The 17,797-nt window shown below is 52.2% G+C and carries 16 protein-coding genes and 1 pseudogene; 14 read left to right on the top strand and 3 right to left on the bottom strand.

Features of this window, described 5'->3' with window-relative positions:
* The 12 genes and pseudogenes from HW443_RS04380 to ade all read left to right on the top strand — a co-directional run.
* Positions 1-465: pseudogene (locus tag HW443_RS04380) on the top strand (heme ABC transporter ATP-binding protein); the annotation flags it as partial.
* A complete protein-coding gene (locus HW443_RS04375) occupies positions 462-1,550 on the top strand; it encodes an ABC transporter permease (RefSeq protein ID WP_176225998.1) in 1,089 nt (362 codons plus the stop codon). The pseudogene HW443_RS04380 and the gene HW443_RS04375, both read left to right, overlap by 4 nt.
* Positions 1,550-2,470 carry an ABC transporter permease gene (locus HW443_RS04370; protein ID WP_176233853.1) on the top strand — a complete coding sequence of 307 codons (921 nt, stop codon included), beginning with the start codon at positions 1,550-1,552 and terminating at the stop codon, positions 2,468-2,470. The genes HW443_RS04375 and HW443_RS04370 overlap by 1 nt, the downstream gene beginning before the upstream one ends.
* A 289-nt stretch (positions 2,471-2,759) precedes the next feature.
* Positions 2,760-4,118: a threonine synthase gene (locus HW443_RS04365; RefSeq protein WP_258189964.1), complete on the top strand. Its 1,359-nt coding sequence runs from the start codon at positions 2,760-2,762 to the stop codon at positions 4,116-4,118.
* Complete coding sequence (locus HW443_RS04360; RefSeq protein ID WP_176236045.1) at positions 4,118-4,501, top strand: RidA family protein; 384 nt, start codon at positions 4,118-4,120, stop codon at positions 4,499-4,501. The genes HW443_RS04365 and HW443_RS04360 overlap by 1 nt, the downstream gene beginning before the upstream one ends.
* 15 nt (positions 4,502-4,516) lie before the next feature.
* Entirely contained in the window at positions 4,517-6,928 is a 2,412-nt protein-coding gene (locus HW443_RS04355; RefSeq protein ID WP_176237941.1) for a xanthine dehydrogenase family protein molybdopterin-binding subunit, read from the top strand.
* A complete protein-coding gene (locus HW443_RS04350) occupies positions 6,864-7,775 on the top strand; it encodes an FAD binding domain-containing protein (protein ID WP_176237940.1) in 912 nt (303 codons plus the stop codon). Before HW443_RS04355 ends, HW443_RS04350 begins: the two co-directional genes overlap by 65 nt.
* 162 nt (positions 7,776-7,937) lie before the next feature.
* Positions 7,938-8,432 carry a (2Fe-2S)-binding protein gene (locus HW443_RS04345; protein ID WP_176233245.1) on the top strand — a complete coding sequence of 165 codons (495 nt, stop codon included), beginning with the start codon at positions 7,938-7,940 and terminating at the stop codon, positions 8,430-8,432.
* A gap of 191 nt (positions 8,433-8,623) precedes the next feature.
* Complete coding sequence (gene ssnA / locus HW443_RS04340) at positions 8,624-10,000, top strand: putative aminohydrolase SsnA (RefSeq protein WP_176237939.1); 1,377 nt, start codon at positions 8,624-8,626, stop codon at positions 9,998-10,000.
* A 2-nt stretch (positions 10,001-10,002) separates the two neighbouring features.
* Positions 10,003-11,118 (top strand): 4Fe-4S binding protein, encoded by a 1,116-nt coding sequence (locus HW443_RS04335; RefSeq protein WP_176235813.1) that lies wholly within the window; start codon positions 10,003-10,005, stop codon positions 11,116-11,118.
* The gene (locus tag HW443_RS04330) at positions 11,115-11,732 is read left to right on the top strand and encodes a nucleotidyltransferase family protein (RefSeq protein WP_176233242.1); all 618 of its coding nucleotides are present in this window, start codon (positions 11,115-11,117) and stop codon (positions 11,730-11,732) included. Before HW443_RS04335 ends, HW443_RS04330 begins: the two co-directional genes overlap by 4 nt.
* Entirely contained in the window at positions 11,733-13,433 is a 1,701-nt protein-coding gene (gene ade / locus HW443_RS04325) for an adenine deaminase (protein ID WP_176235814.1), read from the top strand. It begins immediately after the preceding gene.
* A 181-nt stretch (positions 13,434-13,614) separates the two neighbouring features.
* Here the strand turns inward: ade and HW443_RS04320 are convergent, their stop codons facing one another.
* The 3 genes from HW443_RS04320 to HW443_RS04310 all read right to left on the bottom strand — a co-directional run bounded on the left by HW443_RS04320 (position 13,615) and on the right by HW443_RS04310 (position 16,953).
* Positions 13,615-14,724: a 2-hydroxyacyl-CoA dehydratase gene (locus HW443_RS04320; protein WP_176231453.1), complete on the bottom strand. Its 1,110-nt coding sequence runs from the start codon at positions 14,722-14,724 to the stop codon at positions 13,615-13,617.
* Positions 14,714-15,736, bottom strand: a complete 1,023-nt coding sequence (locus HW443_RS04315) for an acyl-CoA dehydratase activase-related protein (RefSeq protein ID WP_176231452.1) — start codon at positions 15,734-15,736, stop codon at positions 14,714-14,716. Before HW443_RS04315 ends, HW443_RS04320 begins: the two co-directional genes overlap by 11 nt.
* Positions 15,737-15,993: 257 nt before the next feature.
* The gene (locus HW443_RS04310; protein WP_176231451.1) at positions 15,994-16,953 is read right to left on the bottom strand and encodes an acyl-CoA dehydratase activase; all 960 of its coding nucleotides are present in this window, start codon (positions 16,951-16,953) and stop codon (positions 15,994-15,996) included.
* Between the two features lie 335 nt (positions 16,954-17,288).
* On the opposite strand from HW443_RS04310, the gene HW443_RS04305 reads away from it, so the two are divergent.
* Positions 17,289-17,483, top strand: coding sequence for a DUF5678 domain-containing protein (locus tag HW443_RS04305; RefSeq protein WP_176231450.1), 195 nt, complete (start codon positions 17,289-17,291; stop codon positions 17,481-17,483).
* 14 nt (positions 17,484-17,497) lie between these two features.
* Positions 17,498-17,797: hypothetical protein (locus tag HW443_RS04300; RefSeq protein WP_176237938.1), on the top strand; the 300-nt coding region annotated here is incomplete at its 3' end.

Genomic DNA, 17,797 nt, shown 5'->3' with positions numbered 1-17,797 from the left:
TTGATTTTGAAGAATTACCGCTACGCCCCTTTTACCAAAGGTCCCTTTCTAAATCGGACAGCGATTACCAGATATGCGGATGATCTGATTGCCCAATATGCGGTATGCACTCCCAGCCGGGAAACACTAGTCAGAGTTCTTTCCGGGGGTAACATCCAGCGCACCCTTCTAGCACGCGAGTGTTCCGGGGCGCCTGTACTGTTGATCGCCGCGCATCCCACCAGTGGAGTGGATGTGGGTGTTACCGAGACTATCCGGCAATTGCTACTGGACCAGCGCAATCGAGGAATAGCGATCCTGCTTATCTCCGAAGATCTGGAAGAAGTGTTGACACTCAGCGACCGCATTGCTGTGATGTTTAATGGTCAAATTATGGGCATCCTGCCAGCCGGAGAGGTAGATTTGGAGAAAATTGGACTCATGATGGCGGGCACATATCGCTCGACGGTTGGAGAGGCAGTATGAAAGGTCAGCGATATATCTGGATTGAGCGGCGACTCTATCCCTCACTCCGGATGGAGGTTCTGGCAGCAATTTTGTCTATTTTGCTGGCCCTGTTAGCAATCGGGGTGCTCTTTGGGGTAGTGGGCGTTGACCCCCTTTTTGTCTATCGGCGAATTTTTATGGGCGCATTCGGTAGCCTGTTTGGGCTATCTGAAACTATAGTTAAGGCTATCCCACTCATGCTGGTCGGAGTGGGGCTGACGCTGGCTTTCCGGGCGCGGATGTGGAACATCGGGGCTGAGGGACAATTGTTGATGGGGGCAATCGCCGCCACCGGTGTGGCGCTAACTTTTCCTGATCTGCCAGCCGGAGTGCTCTTACCAGCTATGTTTGTGGCTGGGTTTGTGGGTGGCGCACTGTGGGGGTTAATTCCCGCTCTCCTCAAGGTTTACTTTCGGGCCAATGAAGTGCTCACCAGTTTGATGCTGGTATATGTGGCCAGCGAGGCGGTGAATTATCTGGTCTATGGTCCCTGGAGGGGGCCGGAAGAAATGGGCTTCCCCCTTACCTCAAAATTCTCCCCTGCGGCCCAACTGCCGCGTCTGCTGAACACCCGCATCCACTACTTGACTCTACTGCTGGCTCTCCTGTTGGCGGTGTTGGTGTACTTGCTGGTCAGGCGCACCAGGTTGGGGTACGAGATCCGGGTTACAGGGGAGAATCCGACTGCTGCCCGCTATGCCGGTATGGACTACACCAAGATCGTGCTGCTGGTGATGCTGCTGAGCGGTGGGCTGGCCGGGCTGGCCGGGGTAGGGGAGGTAGCCGGCATTCACCATCGCATGCACTACCCAGCAGGCATTTCGCCCGGCTATGGCTTTACCGCCATCATTGTGGCCTGGCTGGCCCGTCTTAATCCGCTGGCAGCGATTCTGACAGCTTTTCTGTTGGGAGGGCTGCTGGTAGGGGGACATTCCATTCAAATCGCCCTGGGGTTGCCAGTGGCTACCATCCACATCTTCAACGGTGTGATTCTACTTTTTGTGCTGGGCGGCGAGTTGTTCACTCGCTATCAGATTCGTCTGAAGAGGAGGCCTGAACCTTAATGGTGGACTTTGTTCTGTCTGTTCTGCGAGTTGCTATTCCCGCAGGAACTCCCTTACTCTTTGGAACTCTGGGTGAGGTATATGCCGAGCGGTCCGGGGTGTTAAATCTCGGCATAGAAGGGATGATGATTATGGGAGCAATGACAGGCTTTGGCGTGACACACGCCACCGGCAATGTGTGGTTGGGTGTGGTGGCGGCGGCACTGGTGGGTGGACTGCTGGCCTTGCTCCATGCCTTCACCAGTGTCACTCTGCGCGTCAACCAGGTGGTCTCCGGATTGGGACTGACCATGTTGGGGTTAGGCCTGAGTGGCATGCTGGGTAAGCGCTATATCGGGCAGCCGCCGGCAGCCCGACTGGGAGCAGTAACCTTGCCGGTACTAAGCGATCTCCCGGTTCTCGGCTCGCTTTTCTTCCGCTTTGATCCCCTGGTCTATCTGGCTGTGATTCTGGTGCCGGTACTCTGGTTTGTGCTCTACAAGACGCGCTGGGGGGTTACTCTGCGGTCAGTTGGCGAAAACCCGGCCGCCGCCGATGCCCTCGGTGTGAATGTGGTGGCGGTGCGCTATCTGGCCGTCTTCTTTGGTGGGGTCATGGCTGGTCTGGGCGGGGGGTATCTTTCGCTTGCCCATACCCCGGCCTGGATCGAGGGCATGACCGCCGGCGCCGGCTGGATTGTGATCGCCCTGACCATCTTTGCCATGTGGGACCCGGCGCGGGCGCTGGTCGGGGCCTACCTGTTTGGCGGGGTGCGGGTCTTGCAGTTTCGTCTACAACCTCTGGGCATTTCGCCGAACCTGCTGAATATGTTGCCCTTTATCCTCACTATTTTAGTCTTGCTGCTCAGCGCCGGCGAGACCATGCGCAAGCGAATCGGAGCCCCGGAGGCATTGATGCAGCCGTACGCACGAGAGGAGTAGAGAGACCCTGCGCTTCCCCGGCGGGCTTGTGCGCTGTGGCAGTTGCTTGATGATTCAAAAGATGCCCAAGGTTTACTTGGAAAATAGCCCATATTTTCATGGTTTGCGGGAGATGGTTACATCATGGCAAATTAGCCCTACAACGTCATTTACCTGAATACCTACAATATGTTGTGGCTCAATTAAAGAAATTGCCCTACACATTGAACCAAGATTCTTAAGTATCGCTGTAGGGTTAGTTAAAAATCACAAATTTTGGGATGCTTCCGAGATAAAATTGTGGGAGTGAGTGGCCAGGGACTCCCGGCTGTTTATATTGGAAAAGGAATCGCCCATGCACCGCGGCGCACCACGTCGCCTGAAAATTGGGTTATTTTCAAGGGAGAGGAAAGATTTGGCTAAGGTAGAAAAGCTTGTTTGCGTTATCTGTGGAAGAGAATACCAGCAGGAGGACACGGAGTACACCTGTCTGAGCTGCGGGCGAGAGGGAATCCTGGATATTCGATATGACTATGAAGCAGTCAAAAAGACCGTGACCAGAGATAGGTTAAGGAGTAAATCTGACTATTCCATCTGGAGATACGGGGACCTTTTGCCTCTTAGCCGCTTCGATCTGCGCTTCTATCTGCAGGTGGGATGGACTCCTATCTATCAGGTGGAGCGATTAGGTCGCTATTATGGCCTCAAGAGCATTCTGATCAAAGATGACGGCAGAAACCCCACCGCCTCTTTCAAGGATAGAGCTTCCGCGGTGGGAGCGGTCAGAGCTCTGGAGAAGGGCTCCCGGACTATTGCCTGTGCCTCTACCGGAAATGCTGCCTCTTCCCTGGCTGGCCTTTCGGCTTCAGTGGGACTCGAAAGTTTCATTTTCGTGCCCCAGAAAGCGCCTCAGGCCAAGATCGCTCAGCTCCTCATCTTTGGGGCTACGGTTATCCTGGTGAACGGCACCTACGACCAGGCCTATGATTTAAGCATGGATGCCTGTGAGGAGTGGGGCTGGTACAGCGGTAACGCTGCCACTAACCCCTACCTGATAGAGGGGAAAAAGACAGTAGGTCTGGAGATATGTGAGCAACTGGACTGGGAGCCCCCTGACGTAGCCATCTTCTCTGTAGGCGATGGATGCACCATCGCCGGAGCCTGGAAGGGTTTTAAGGAGTTTTATGAGCTGGGCCTGACCCGGAAACTTCCCCGCATGGTGGGGGTACAGGCCGAAGGGGCCAGTCCAGTGTATCGATCCTTTGTCACTGGAGAAAAGCTGGAAACCATCATACCTGACACCATTGCTGACAGCATTGCCGTAGGCAAACCCCGCAACTATATCAAAGCCCTGAATTCCATTCGGGAGTCCAGGGGCACTATGGTTACGGTGAGCGATGAGGAGATTATCAACTCCATTAAAGTGCTGGGGGAGAAAGCAGGCGTCTTTGGTGAGCCCGCCGGAGTAGCTGGACTTGCCGCCATACCCAAACTTCTGGAGGAAGGATTTATGGATCGGGGCGAAGTGATCTGTCATGTGGTGACAGGCAATGGACTCAAAGATATCCAGAGTGCCATGAAGGCCAAAGGTACCCTGATATCTGTAGAGCCCCATATTGAAGACGTAAGAGAAAAGCTCCATCAGAGGACCAGTCAGGAAGGAGATTAGTGGACAGGGAAGCAGTTGTTTCCAAAAATGCTCCCAAGGCTATCGGCCCCTACGCTCAGGCCGTAAGAGTGGGCAGCCTTATCTACATTTCAGGCCAGATACCCATCCATCCGGAGACCAACCGGATGGTGGAAGGGGGAATAGAAGAACAGACCCGCCGGGTTCTGGAAAATCTGAAGTCTCTCCTGGAAGATGCGGGAACTTCCATAAACGCCATGGTGAAGACTACTATTTTTCTAGCCAATATGGATGATTTTGCCAAAGTCAATGAGATCTATGCCTCCTATTTCGATCGGGAGCCCCCTGCTCGCTCCTGCGTTCAGGTAGCCGGTCTGCCCAAAGGGGCTCTGATTGAGATCGAAGGTATAGCAGTGATAAAATGAGGAAAGAATCCTGCCATGAAAATCGTGGGTAAAAGTATCAGAAGAGTCGACGGTCTGGCCAAAGTCACCGGGCAGGCCCGCTATCCCCAGGATTTCTACCTGGAGGGTATGCTTTATGCTAAAGCCCTGCGCTCCCGCTATTCTCACGCCCTGATCAAGAAAATTAATGTTAGTCGGGCCAGAGAGCTGGAAGGAGTGCGAGCTGTACTTACCGCTCAGGATGTGCCTGGCCGCAACCTTTTCGGCCACATGATTGCCGATCAGCCCGTCCTCTGCCAGGATAAAGTGCGCTTTAGGGGAGATGCGGTAGCCGTAGTGGCCGCCGAATCGGAGGAGATAGCTCAGGAAGCCCTCTCCTTTATCCAGGTAGATTATGATCCCCTCCCCGTGGTCTCCGATCCCCGCCAGGCCCTGAAACCTGATGCTCCTCGGGTTCATGAGAAGGGTAATATCCTGACCCATTATAAGATCCGCAAAGGCGATGTGGAGAAGGCTTTTCAGGAGGCCCATCTGGTCATAGAAAGTAACTACCGGACCCCTTGCGTGGAACATGCTTACTTGCAACCTGAATCAGGCATTGCCTATGTCGAGGATACTGGAGATCTGGTCATCATCGTAGCTACTCAGTGTGTATATATCGATCGGCACCAGATCGCCCGCTCCCTGGGCCTGCCGGAGGAGAAGGTCAAGGTAGTTCTGGCTGAAACCGGAGGCGCCTTTGGAGGCCGGGAAGATATCTCGGTACAGATTCTGATCGGCCTTTTGGCCCTCAAGACCGGGCGTCCAGTTAAGATGACCTATTCCCGGGAGGAGTCTATCCTATCCACGGCCAAGCGCCACCCTGCCTATATGCGTTACAAGAGCGGAGTAGACCGGGAAGGGCGTCTTCTGGCCTGGGAGGCAGAGATTATAGCTGATACGGGAGCCTATGCTTCCAGCGGTGCCGCGGTGGTCCAGAACATGGCCATGTATGCCTCCGGTCCCTACAAAGTGGACAACGTCAAAATCGACGCCTACGCCGTCTACACCAACAACACCTTTGCCGGAGCCATGCGGGCTTTCGGCTGTCCCCAGGTCACCTTCGCCAGCGAGATGCAAATGAATAAGTTAGCTGCGGCTCTCGGGATGGATGAATACGAGTTTCGTCGCCGCAACGCCATGGTCGGCAAGAGCGAATTTGCTACTGGTTACCTGGCTGATGTAGATAACTGTCAGATTGTCTGTCTGGATGAAGTAGTCCGCCTATCTAACTGGAAAGAGAAGCGCTATCGCCAGAACAAGGAAGCAGGTAAGGATAGATTTTATGGTATAGGCATTGCTGCCGGATTTAAGAATGTGGGCTATGGCAGCGGCTACGTGGATAGTTCCTCCGCAGAGGTGGAGCTTATGCCTGGCAAGGTCAGGCTGAAGATAAGTGCTGTAGATCAAGGACAGGGAGTGGAGACCATCCTCTGTCAGATCGCGGCAGAGGAGCTGGCCATTTCTATGGAGAATGTAGAATATACTAACCCCGATACTTCGGTGACTCCCAATGCTGGATCCTCCTCGGCTTCCCGGCAGACTTTTAATTCTGGAAATGCAGTGCGCCTGGCCTGCCTGGATCTCAAGAAAAACCTGCAGCAACTACTGGACAGCCGAAAATGGAAACGTCCCCCGGGATACCCTGGCCACACCAGTTACAACTGGTCCAATATTCTTCAGGAGTTTCTATCTATGGAAGGTGAGACAGAGGGTATGGCTTCTGTCATCGGCCGGGCCACCTATGTTCCCCCTCCCACCACCCCTCTGGATCCAGAGACAGGAGAGGGCATCCCGGCCTACAGTTTTGGTTTCGGCGCTCAGGTGGCCGAGGTGGTGGTGGACAAGAGGACCGGCCAGGTGGACCTCAAGAAGGTTTATGCGGCCCATGATGTGGGCCGGGCTATTAATCCTCTTCAGGTAGAGGGTCAGATCGAGGGTGGAGTGGTGATGGGTCAGGGCTATGCCCTGATGGAAGAGATAATCCTGAAAGAGGGAGAAACCCTCACCCCGGACCTGGCCACCTTCGACATTCCTACCTCCCTGGACGTCTGCGACATAGAATCGGCCATCCTGGAGGTTCCCGATCGTCACGGTCCCTATGGGGCTCGGGGAGTGGGAGAGATGACTACCATCTCCACTGCCCCGGCCATAGCCGCAGCCGTCCATGATGCAGTGGGTGTATGGATCGATGAGCTGCCCGTAACTGCTGAGAAGGTAGTGCGGGCCCTTAAGGAGAAGGAGTTTCAAGGGAAGGACGTCAGGGAGGAAACTCTTCCGGAGAAGACCCTCCAGGAGAAGGATTTTCAGGACCAGGCTCTTCGGGAGGACAAGGGAATCGCCCATGCACCGCGGCGCACCACGTCGCATGAAAATTGGGTTATTTTCAAGGGAGATCTCAATGTTTGAGTTCTACCAGCCCTCCAGCCTCTCCGAACTTCTGCATCTTCTAGAAGAGGGGATACCAGACACCTGCCTTCTGGCCGGGGGGACCGATCTTCTGGTGGAATACCGCTCTGGGGCCAGGAACATAAGCCGACTGATCCGCCTTGCCCATCTTTCCGAGCTCCAGGATCTCAAATGTGAGGATGGAAGGATAAAACTGGGCGCCGCTCTGACTTATCGCACTGTAGAGAGATCCTCTCTCTTAAGGGAGAAGGTTCCTTTCCTGGTTCAGGCAGCCCAGTCCATCGGATCTCCCCAGGTCAGAAATCTGGGCACTATTGGAGGTAATCTGGTTACCGCCTCCCCGGCAGCGGATCTGGCCCCTCCTCTTTTAGTGCTGGAAGCCCAGCTCACCCTAAAAAAGAAGAGCTCATCTCGAGAGATTCCCCTTTCCAGCTTCTTTATGGGTCCCAAACGGACCCTCCTTGATCCTCAAGAGGTAGTCACGGAGATCAGTTTTGCTCTGCCTCCTGAAAACTGTTACCAGATCTTTTACAAGCTGGGCCAAAGAAATGCCATGGCCATCTCCATAGCCAGCCTGGCCGCTCTGGGTCAGGCCCAAAGAGGTTTTCTAACCGGGATCAAGATAGCCGTGGGCTCGGTAGCCCCTACTCCTCTGAGACTTTTCCATACCGAGGGACTCCTGCAGGGGGAGAGGCTCACTCAGGCCCTGCTCAAGGAGGCGAATCGCAGGGCCCAGGAAGAAATAAGTCCCATCAGTGACATTCGGGGATCGGTCGAATACCGCCGGGAGATAGTAGGGGTTCTGCTGGAGAGGGCCCTCAGCGAGATAGCCGGTGAGGTACTATGAGGTGCATGGGACCATGCTTCTCCCTCAGCAACCGTCTCATCTGTTATGTCGGTGGGGTTTTGTGAGACGTGCCTGGTGGCGTCACGATAATCATGATAACAAGGTTGAAGTTCTCAGGAAACCGTCATGCCACGGGTGACGCAAAGGAGCATAAAATTTAAGATGTATTTTCAGAGGAAAGGATCCAAAGAAGCTCTGTTTCGGGAGATCTCTTTTAGGTTGAACGGGGAGCCAGTGCGGGTGCGCGTTCGCTCCGACCAGAGACTCATCGACCTCCTACGGGACACTCTGGGTCTAAGGGGAACTAAGGAGGGTTGTGGCCGAGGAGACTGTGGCAGTTGTACGGTGATCTTAAATGGCCTGGCCGTGACCAGTTGCCTGGTCCTGGCAGCCACAGTGGAGGGGGCGGAGATCCTTACCGTGGAGAGCCTCTTCCGCAATGGGAGGTTGGACCCTCTCCAGGAGGCCTTTTTGGAGAAAGGAGCAGTGCAGTGTGGCTATTGTACTCCAGGACTGCTCATGTCGGCCAAAGCCCTGCTCCTGGAAAATCCTCATCCCTCTCTGGAGGAGATAAAAATAGCCGTTTCCGGCAATCTCTGCCGCTGCACTGGTTATAAGAAGATATTTGAAGCGATCCAGCTTGCTGCTGAGAGGTGATATTGGGGTAACGTTCGGCCCTATCAGGTCAAATTTCTGTCTTTCCTCATCAGCGTCATAGCTAGTCTTAATAAATACTTGCACCAGGATGCCGACAATGTAGCACAGCTAATATACCGGTGCGGACAGAGGAGCTTAAGCCTGGGGAGCTGATCCTCGGGCACAATTACTCAGGAAATCCATGCTCTAAGGTGGGCGTAGTTCACGAGGTGACACTTTTGGCCAAACAGTTATTGGTGGGAAACGGTTTCCTGGTCCCTTTCAGTTCTGCAGAAAAGCTTCTGGAAGATGGCTGTCTTTTGATCGAAGGTAACCTTATTCAAGATATTGGTATCACCAGGCTACTCCAAAAGAGATATCCTCAGTCGGAATTTATTGATGCGGGCAGGGGACTAATCATGCCCGGCCTGATCAATGCCCACTCCCATTTGTATAGCTCTCTGGCCAGAGGAATGCCTTTCGGCTTTGCGCCACCTTCTAATTTTCTCCAGATCTTAGAGCGCCTCTGGTGGAGATTGGATAGAGCTCTGGATGGGGAAGGCATTTACTATAGCGCCCTGGCGGGGCTGATAGCGGCAGTAAGATGTGGAACTACAACTATAATAGACCATCATGCCAGCCCTTCCTGTGCTACAGGAAGTCTGGAGGCTATTGCTCGAGCTCTGAAAGAGGTGGGGATTAGGGGCTGTCTGTCTTATGAGGTATCTGACCGCCACGGTTCTCAATCAGTTCGAGAAGGAATAGAGGAGAACCTTCGCCACCTGGATTGGTGTCAGGAGCACGGAGAGGGAATGATTTCTGGTTCCTTTGGACTCCATGCTTCCTTGACTCTTTCTGACGATACTTTGGGAGAGTGTCGGGACTCGGTGAGCGGAAAAGAGGTGAGCTTCCATCTTCATCTGGCTGAAGACAGGACGGATGTGGAGGACTGCCATAAGAAGTACGGCAAGACTATTACCAGTAGATTGGAAGAGTTTGGTATCCTGGGACCGAAGACCATTGCTGCCCATTGTGTTCAGGTGACCGATAAAGAACTGGATATTCTGGGCCAGACCGACACCAAGATAGTACATAACCCTCGCTCCAACATGAATAACGCCGTCGGTGCCGCCCCCATAGCCAGGATGTGGGAGAAAGGCCTGAGACCTGCTATTGGTACCGATGGCATGGGCATGAATATGATCCTGGAGACATACTTTGCTTATCTTCTTCACAAACATCAGAGTTCTGACCCCAGAGTTCTTCCTCCTGATCAGGCCGTGGAAATGATGGTCCTTAACAACTCCAGGGTTGCTGGTATCTTCTTTGCGCCCAAATTGGGTGTCATAGAGGTGGGAAATCTGGCCGATGTGATCATAATTAGTTATGATCCTCCCACCGAGATCAACACCGATAACCTCTTCAGCCATCTTATTTTGGGCCTGGAGGATATGAGAGTGACTACTACCATAGTAAATGGAAGGGTTCTAATGAAAGAAGGTCGCCTGCTGACCGTGGAAGAAGAGAAAGTCAGAGCAGAAGTAAAAAAGGTAACTGCCCGGATCTGGCAGAAGATGAGAGAGATCTAGCTATGGCGAATCTGGAGATCGAGGTTTGCGGCATAAAGATGAAAAATCCGGTCATGCCGGCGGCAGGAACCCTGGTCCGAGACCTGGACTCCATGAGGAAAGTGGCTTCCAGCGGAGTAGGGGCTATGGTTACCAAGACCGTCTCCACCGAAGCAGCCCGGGACCCACTGCCCAACCTGGCTCAGGTCGACCGGGCTTTCTTTAACTGTGAGCTGTGGGGCGAAATCTCCCCGGAGATCTGGGTGAACCAGGTTTTACCTCAGGCCAGGGAATTGGGCCTGCCCCTTATAGTTAGTCTGGGATACACTTCCCAGCAGATCGACGATCTTGCTCCCCGGGTCAAGCCCTATGCGGATGCTGTGGAGCTCTCTACTCACTATCTGGGAGACGATCTGGCTCTTCTTATTGAGCCCATAAAAGTGGCCAGGCGTCATCTGGATGTTCCAATCTGGGTTAAGGTGAGCCCCAACATTCCTGATGTGAAAGCCATGGCCATAGCCGCGGAAAAAGCGGGAGCCGATGCCATTGTGGCTATTAATTCCCTTGGCCCCACCCTTTCCATCGATGTGGAGCGGGTCCTACCTCGCCTGGGCAGTCCGACAGGATATGGCTGGCTCTCCGGCCCGGCCCTAAAACCCCTGGCGGTGCGGTATGTCTACGAGATATCCCAAAGTGTCGAAATTCCAGTTATCGGAGTGGGAGGTATTTCCAGAGGGACCGACGTAGTGGAGATGATGATGGCCGGGGCCTCAGCAGTCCAGCTCCTGACCGCGGCTATCTTAAATGGTGTGGAAACCTACACCAGAGTCATCCAGGGCCTGGAGTCCTTTTTGGACCAGCACGGGTACAGCTCAGCTTCGGACATTGTCGGCCTCTTCCACAGAGTAGGAAGAATACGCTACACTTCACCGCCCCTGATAGATCAGGAAAAGTGCAATCTCTGCCGCCTGTGTGTGAAGAGCTGTGCCTATGATGCTCTGGCCATAGTGGGTGACCAACTGGTGGTAGATCCGGAGAAGTGCGACATCTGCGGCCTTTGCCAGACCAGGTGCCCCAGGGATGCCATCAGTTTCCAGTATCAACTCTTGCCTTGCTGCAATGAGCGGACGCTGAAATGAGTGGATCAATCCACCGAAGGGTCTCGGCCATCCTTTTGGCGGCGGGAAGTTCGGACCGATTCGGCAGACTTAAGCAGCTTCTTGATGTCCAGGGCAAGAAGATTATCCAGATCGCCCTGGAAAGTCTGCTCAGATCCAGGGTCAGCGAGATAGTGGTTGTGTTGGGCTGTGCCAGGGAACAGATTAAAGAGTACTTGAAGGGATATGAGGTCAAAATCGTGGATAATCCTCAGTACCGCAAAGGCCAGAGCAGCTCCATAAAAAGAGGGCTGGAGTCCATAGACCAGGAAGCGGAGGCGGCTCTGTTTATGTTGAGCGATACTCCCCTGGTTGGTCACGAAATTATTGATCTGGTGATCGGTAAATATGAAGAAACGGGCAGTACTATCGTGGCTCCCTTCTACGGAGATAAAAGAGGTCACCCGGTGCTTTTCGGCCGGGAACTCTTTGGGGAGTTGAAAGCTCTGGAGGGAGACGTCAGTGGAAGCGGGGTCATCAGACGTCATGCCGAGCGGGTGGTGCGGGTCCAGGTCGATTCGGACGCAGTCATTTTTGATGTGGACGATGAGCAGGATTATCAGAGGCTGCTCAGGCGAGTGGAAAGGAGAAATTGAGTGGCAGGACAATCCAGCCATATCCTTATTCGCAATGCCAGGGTAGTGGACGTGTTCCGGGGAGAAGTAATAGAGGCGGAAGTTCTCATCTCAGGAGACAAGATTGCCAGGGTGGGTCAAGTGGAGGAACTGCCGGAAGATATGCAGGTCATCGATGCCTCAGGAAAGTATCTGGCTCCAGGTTTCATCGATTCCCATGTCCATATCGAAAGTTCCATGATGACTCCCTTGACCCTCTCCCATGAGATAATCAAAAGAGGAACTACTACCATAGTAGCAGATCCTCACGAGATCGCTATGGTTCTGGGAGTGAAGGGTCTGACCTATATGATTGAAGAAGCCCGTCAGGCCAGGGTCAGGATTTTCTTTACCGTCCCGGATTGGATTCTAACCCAGCTCCTGGAAAAGGGTCAGTTTGAGGGCTATAAAGGAGATATTATCGGGCTGGGCGAGGTCTCTCCCTACTTCTTCTCTTCGCACCAAGACTTCATTGAGGCCTGCCAAAGAGTCAAAAAGCTGAATCTCAACATCGAGGGCCACCTGGGCCCCAACTTCAAGGAAAGAAGACTGGATCAGGCGGCCTATTTCGGCGTCTCTTCCTGTCACGAATCAATTACTCAAGAGGAGGCTCTCCAAAAGCTGTCCCGAGGGATGACAGTTATTGTCAGAGAGGGCTCAGCGGCCAAAAACCTGGTGGAAATTCTGGGAGGAATCAAGGAGAAAGTCAAGGATACCCGAAAATTTGTCCTTGGTCCGGACGACCTGGAGGTGATGGACATCTTCCATAGAGGAGAGATCGACCATTGCCTCCGTCTGGCTGTGGATGCTGGTATCCATCCCCTTGAGGCCCTTCAGATGGCCACTATCAATTCTGCTCAGCACTTTGGACTGGAGGACAGACTGGGGAGTGTTACTCCAGGGCGCTATGCCGATCTGGTACTTCTGGAGGACCTGGAGGAATTTAAGGTGGCTATGGTCATAAGTGCTGGCGAAGTTGTCTATGCGGACCATGAGATCAAATATGACCCGGTACCGATACAGGTGCCTGACTTCTGTTTGAACAGCTTTAAGCTGAACCGAAAGCTGAGCGCTGAAGATTTCAAGTTCAGGGTAGAGGGGTCGGCCAGGAAGGCCCAGGTACGGGTGATTGAGGCGGTGGATGGACAGATAACTTCCTTCTACCGTAACGAATTCCTGGATATAAAGCATGGGGAGATAAAGATTGACCTGGAGAGAGACATACTAAAAATAGCCGTAGTGGAGAGATACCAGGGTGAAGGCAGATGTTCAAAGGGCTTTATCAGGTCTTTCGGCCTGAAAAGGGGAGCTATTGCTACCAGTGTAGCTCACGATGAGCACAACATCATTGTGGTTGGAGCCAATGACCAGGACCTGGCTTTTGCGGTCAATGAGATCGCTCGCCTTCAGGGTGGTCTGGTAGCTGTGGACGGGGGAGAGGTGAAGGGGAGAGTAAAATTGCCTGTAGCGGGTCTCATGGCCAATGTCTCAGCGGAGCAACTGTATCAGGATGTCTCCTCTCTTCACCGGGCGGTCAAAGAGCTGGGCTCTTCTTTAGAGTCACCCTTTATGACCCTTTCCTTTATCTGCCTGCCCGTTCCCGAGCTGAAGATTGATAAAAATGGCCTTTTAGATGTCTATAGAAACACCTATGTAGATCCTGTTATAGACCTCTTTGACTAGATTTCTCCTGAAGGCATCAACCATACCCAGGAGAATCTGACGTCTGGGATGTTGAAGCCTGCGGCGAGAGGCCGGGAGAGACCGAGGCAGTTCTCCGCAGAATCCCTCCGCTTTGGCCATGGGAAAGGGCCGTAGGGAAGTCAGCCCAGTTTGCCTCAGCAGACAGAGGTACCAAGGGTTCTCAGATGGCCCGGGCCTCGAGGAGGCTGGCCTTTTGCATCCTTTGGACCCTTCGTCTCTCCAGAAGGTCAATAAAGGCCTCCACTCTGGTAAGGAATCCAGCCTCTCCAGAATGTTCGTCCAGGGAAATGTTCAAAACCGGGATATTGTAATCCCTGCTCACCGTGTCCAGGATAGTGCGGGCCATGGTCTGAGGCATACAGGTGAAGGGATAGAGGTGGATTACCCCATCGTAGCCTTCTTGGGAGCACTTGATGGTATAACCGATGGTGTATTGGTCCTTGGCCCCGGTGGTGTACTTCAAGTACGGTTTGGCCAGAGTGACGGCCTTCTTGGCTGTGAAGTCCAGCCTGACCAGATGTTTCAGCCATTCATAGAGGCCGGAGGGCTGGAAGACAAAAACTCCCATATCTCCCAAAAGCTCCTCGATACTGAAATTGATACTGCTCTCCACCACTACGTAGATCTCTCCCAGAATAGCCACCTTGATAGGATTTCTGGTCTTATCGACCTGGATCTCTCGGAACATCCGGATGGCCTTCTTGCGGGCTCGCTTCATCTCCCGGAAGGTTTTGGCCTGATCTACCAGTTGCAGACATTGGTTCATCACTTTGGTGGTCTCGCCTTTGTTGACCTCGTAGCAACGGGTCTCTCGGGCCATCCTTTCGATCATGTGGGCGGTTTTTGACTTATTGACCAGGGTGCGCAGAGCCCGCCAGAATTTGCGATAAAAACCCTTGTGTCCCAGCATCTCCCGCAATCTCTTAATAATATCGACAATGCTGTTCTGATTGATAATGTAGATCTCAAAATCATAGCCCATACTTCTTAATATCTTCTCCTGAAGCTCTCCGTAATAGCCGAAGCGGCAGGGACCAACTCCCGTGACCATGACCAGAACCTGAGTTCCCTTCTCAAAAGCATTCAGGAAGTCACCCATGTTTATTTTGAAAGGAAAGCAAATTGCCTCAGGAGAAACTTTGCTCCCTTCCTTCACCGTTTTGCTATTGGGTCTATCGGGTATGACGGGAGTGCAGCCCAGGGCAGCCACCAGTCCTCGAAAGGCAATGTAAGAGTTGCCCATATGGGGGAAGGAGACTTTAATTTCCATGGGCTGCTCCTTCTTTTCTCTTTATCATGTCCACAAAGGCCTCTATTCGGGTCATTACTCCGGCCTCTCCGGTATGTTCATCAACAACCAGAGCCAGGAAGGACTTATCCTGATGTTTTCTGGCCTGCCTGAGAATGGCTTCTCCCACCAGGGAGGCGGGGCCGCAGGCGAAGGTGGACATGTAGATCAGACCCCGGATCTGGTCATCTTTAAGGTAGTAATTAGCTGCTCCCAGGATCTCCTTTTCATAGGTCCAGTGCATCTGTTTCAAAATCTCCTGGTAATTTTGCATGAGAAGTTCTTCTGGCAGCATCTCTCCGGTGAGGACCTCAATGCCCATAGAGGTCAACTTGTCAATTAGATTCATGCTGATCAGGGGGTCATAGATGACATAGGAGTGGCCCACCAGAGCTATTTTAATCTTTCCGTCAGAACCTTCATCTTCTATATGGGGAGGAATATTGGCAGGAGCGAATTCCCGGTTAACTGTAGAGAGCTTTTTCATTATTTGGTGAGGGGATGGAGCCTTCTTCTTGAAATGGGTAAACTTCTCCTGGACTTCCAGGGCCTTTGCCAGAGCTTTTTCTACCCTGTCCTTTTCCACTCCCAGAGCTTCTCCTACCTCCAGATAGGCCTCGATAAGAGGATGAGTGTAGGTTTCTACGTAAGGACTGAGTATAGTAGGAGGGTTCAAAGCCCTTAAAGAATAATAGATCACATCCGAGGTACCCACCAGTCTTGGGCAGGTAAAACTCTTCTTGGTCTCTACGCTTTTCATCCGAGGTATGAAAAGGTAATCAACCCCTTTCTCAATTAGATTGATAGTATGTCCGGTAAATATCTTGCAGGGGAGGCATACCTCGTCCAGAGTATTTCTTACCCCGTCATCCAGGATCCGCTTGTTGGAGTTTCGGGATATCACTACCTGGCAACCTATCTCCTCAAAGAAGGTGATCCATAGGGGGTAATATTTATAGTAAAGTAGGGCTCTGGGGATGCCTATGGTGGTCATATGGGATCACTTTTGGTAAGAAACGCTACACGTACCCTTCAGGCGTTTTAGCCTGCGGCTTCGACGGTGAGGTGCAACTGTTCCTGAGTGGGTATGGAAAAGTTCAATTTATGGAAACCGACCACCCGTCCTTTATCAAGATGACCTCCTCACCCAGTCTCCTCGTAAACATCTTTGTCACTGTTAGCGAACCAGACGGTGAGGGTGTTACTCGTCCGATCATAGAATACCCTTACTTGTTCCATGTCTATTCTAAGTCATACTTCCACATAGGCCCACTTACCGCAGCGGTCTCCCCAGCGAGAGATCAAGGTCTCATCCATCATAACCTCGATGATTTCACACATGTTAGGACAGTCAATACACTCGAAGCTCTTGGTCCTGTACTGGGCATTAACCATGTCGAAGCCCCGAAAACGGGTCTCTCTGGTCTCGCCCACTTTTTCTTTGGCCAGGATGGCTGCTCCAATGGCTCCCATAACGCTGAAATACCTGGGTACGATGATCTCCATTTCCAGTTCTCTCTCCAGGGCCTTCCGAATACCTTTATTGGCAGCTACCCCACCCTGGAAGACCGCAGGAGGCTGGATATCCTTCCCCTTGGCTACATTATTAAGGTAATTTTTGACCATGGCCTCACAAAGGCCAGCCAGGATCTCGGCCTTATCATAACCCAACTGTTGCTTATGGATCATATCCGATTCAGCAAAGACAGTACATCGTCCAGCTATCCTCACCGAGGACTGGGCGGTGAGGGCAATATCTCCAAAATCCTCGATTCTGATATTCAGCCGGTTAGCCTGCTGATCCAGAAAGGAGCCAGTTCCAGCGGCACAGACCGTGTTCATGGCGAAATCCACAGCCACCTGATCCTGAATTATGATTATCTTGGAGTCCTGGCCTCCAATCTCAATTACCGTCCTCACATCAGGGACGACCAGAGCAGCAGCCACAGCGTGGGCCGTAATCTCATTCTTGATGGAGTCAGCTCTTACCAGAGTACCTGTCAGATGGCGAGCGCTTCCCGTGGTGCCCACTCCCAGGACGATATCATCGGGGCGGATCCTGGAAGCTATCTCTCGGAGACCAGTTTGGACTGCAGCAATAGGCTGTCCCTGAGTTCGGAGATAAAGATGTTCCACCACTCTCAGATCTTCGTCAATAAGGGCAAAATTAGTGCTGACCGAGCCCACATCAATGCCCATATAGAGTTCCATCTTTAAGAAGCTCCTCCTGACTGTTGCTTTTTACGATGGTTATAGAAAAGTAGACTTCGGGAGACTATTGAAGATTATATCAAATCCGTTGTGGCATTGCACTCCCGGCCCGGGCTCCCCTGAAGAGTCTGCTGAAATTTCATCTATGAAAAAGCTGTGCAAGCATTTTTATGAGTAGCCCTCCAAAATTATATGACCATTCACCTATCCGTGCCTTTGTAGCACACCTTAACTGTTCGGTAGCGGTTCCCTAATCATCTAGCACAGGTTAATACGCGTTTGGACTGGCCAAAGCGTTATAGTATAATAGTGTAGAATAAAAGGAGGTGCTTTCAATGGATGAATCCCTTAGATGGTTTGCAACAGCAGATTTGAGTAAATATGAAGATAAGTATATCTCTATTGTGGACAAAGAAGTAGTATGTGCAGAAGATGATCCAGAGGTTGCCTACAGGAAGGCCAAAGAGAAATATCCAGATAAAGAGGTTGTGCTTTGGAAGGTTCCTCGTGGTGAAACCTTTATCTTCTAAGCAGGTAGAATTAAGTGATTGAATTTGATTACAGACAGGAGCGTCTTCGCACAGGAGAGATAATATTTAGACCTGTAGCCAAAGTTTATCTCCTTAGGTCTGGAAGCGAATGGATTGCTGAATATTTCTATATAGACTCAGGGGCAGACTACACTTTAATCCCTTACCGAATGGGTCGTTTTTTAGGTTTAGAAAGAAAAGCTTCAGAAGTTAAAGAAATAGGGGGGATAGGCGGTGTAATTGGTGTAAGATTCGCTGTTGCTCCCTTGAAAATAACCCAATTTTCAGGCGACGTGGTGCGCCGCGGTGCATGG

The organism is Candidatus Hakubella thermalkaliphila (assembly GCF_013281975.1).
Lineage (GTDB): Bacteria > Actinomycetota > Humimicrobiia > Hakubellales > Hakubellaceae > Hakubella > Hakubella thermalkaliphila.
Note: the sequence above shows the minus strand (reverse complement) of the source record. Positions and strands in the feature narration are given on the sequence as shown.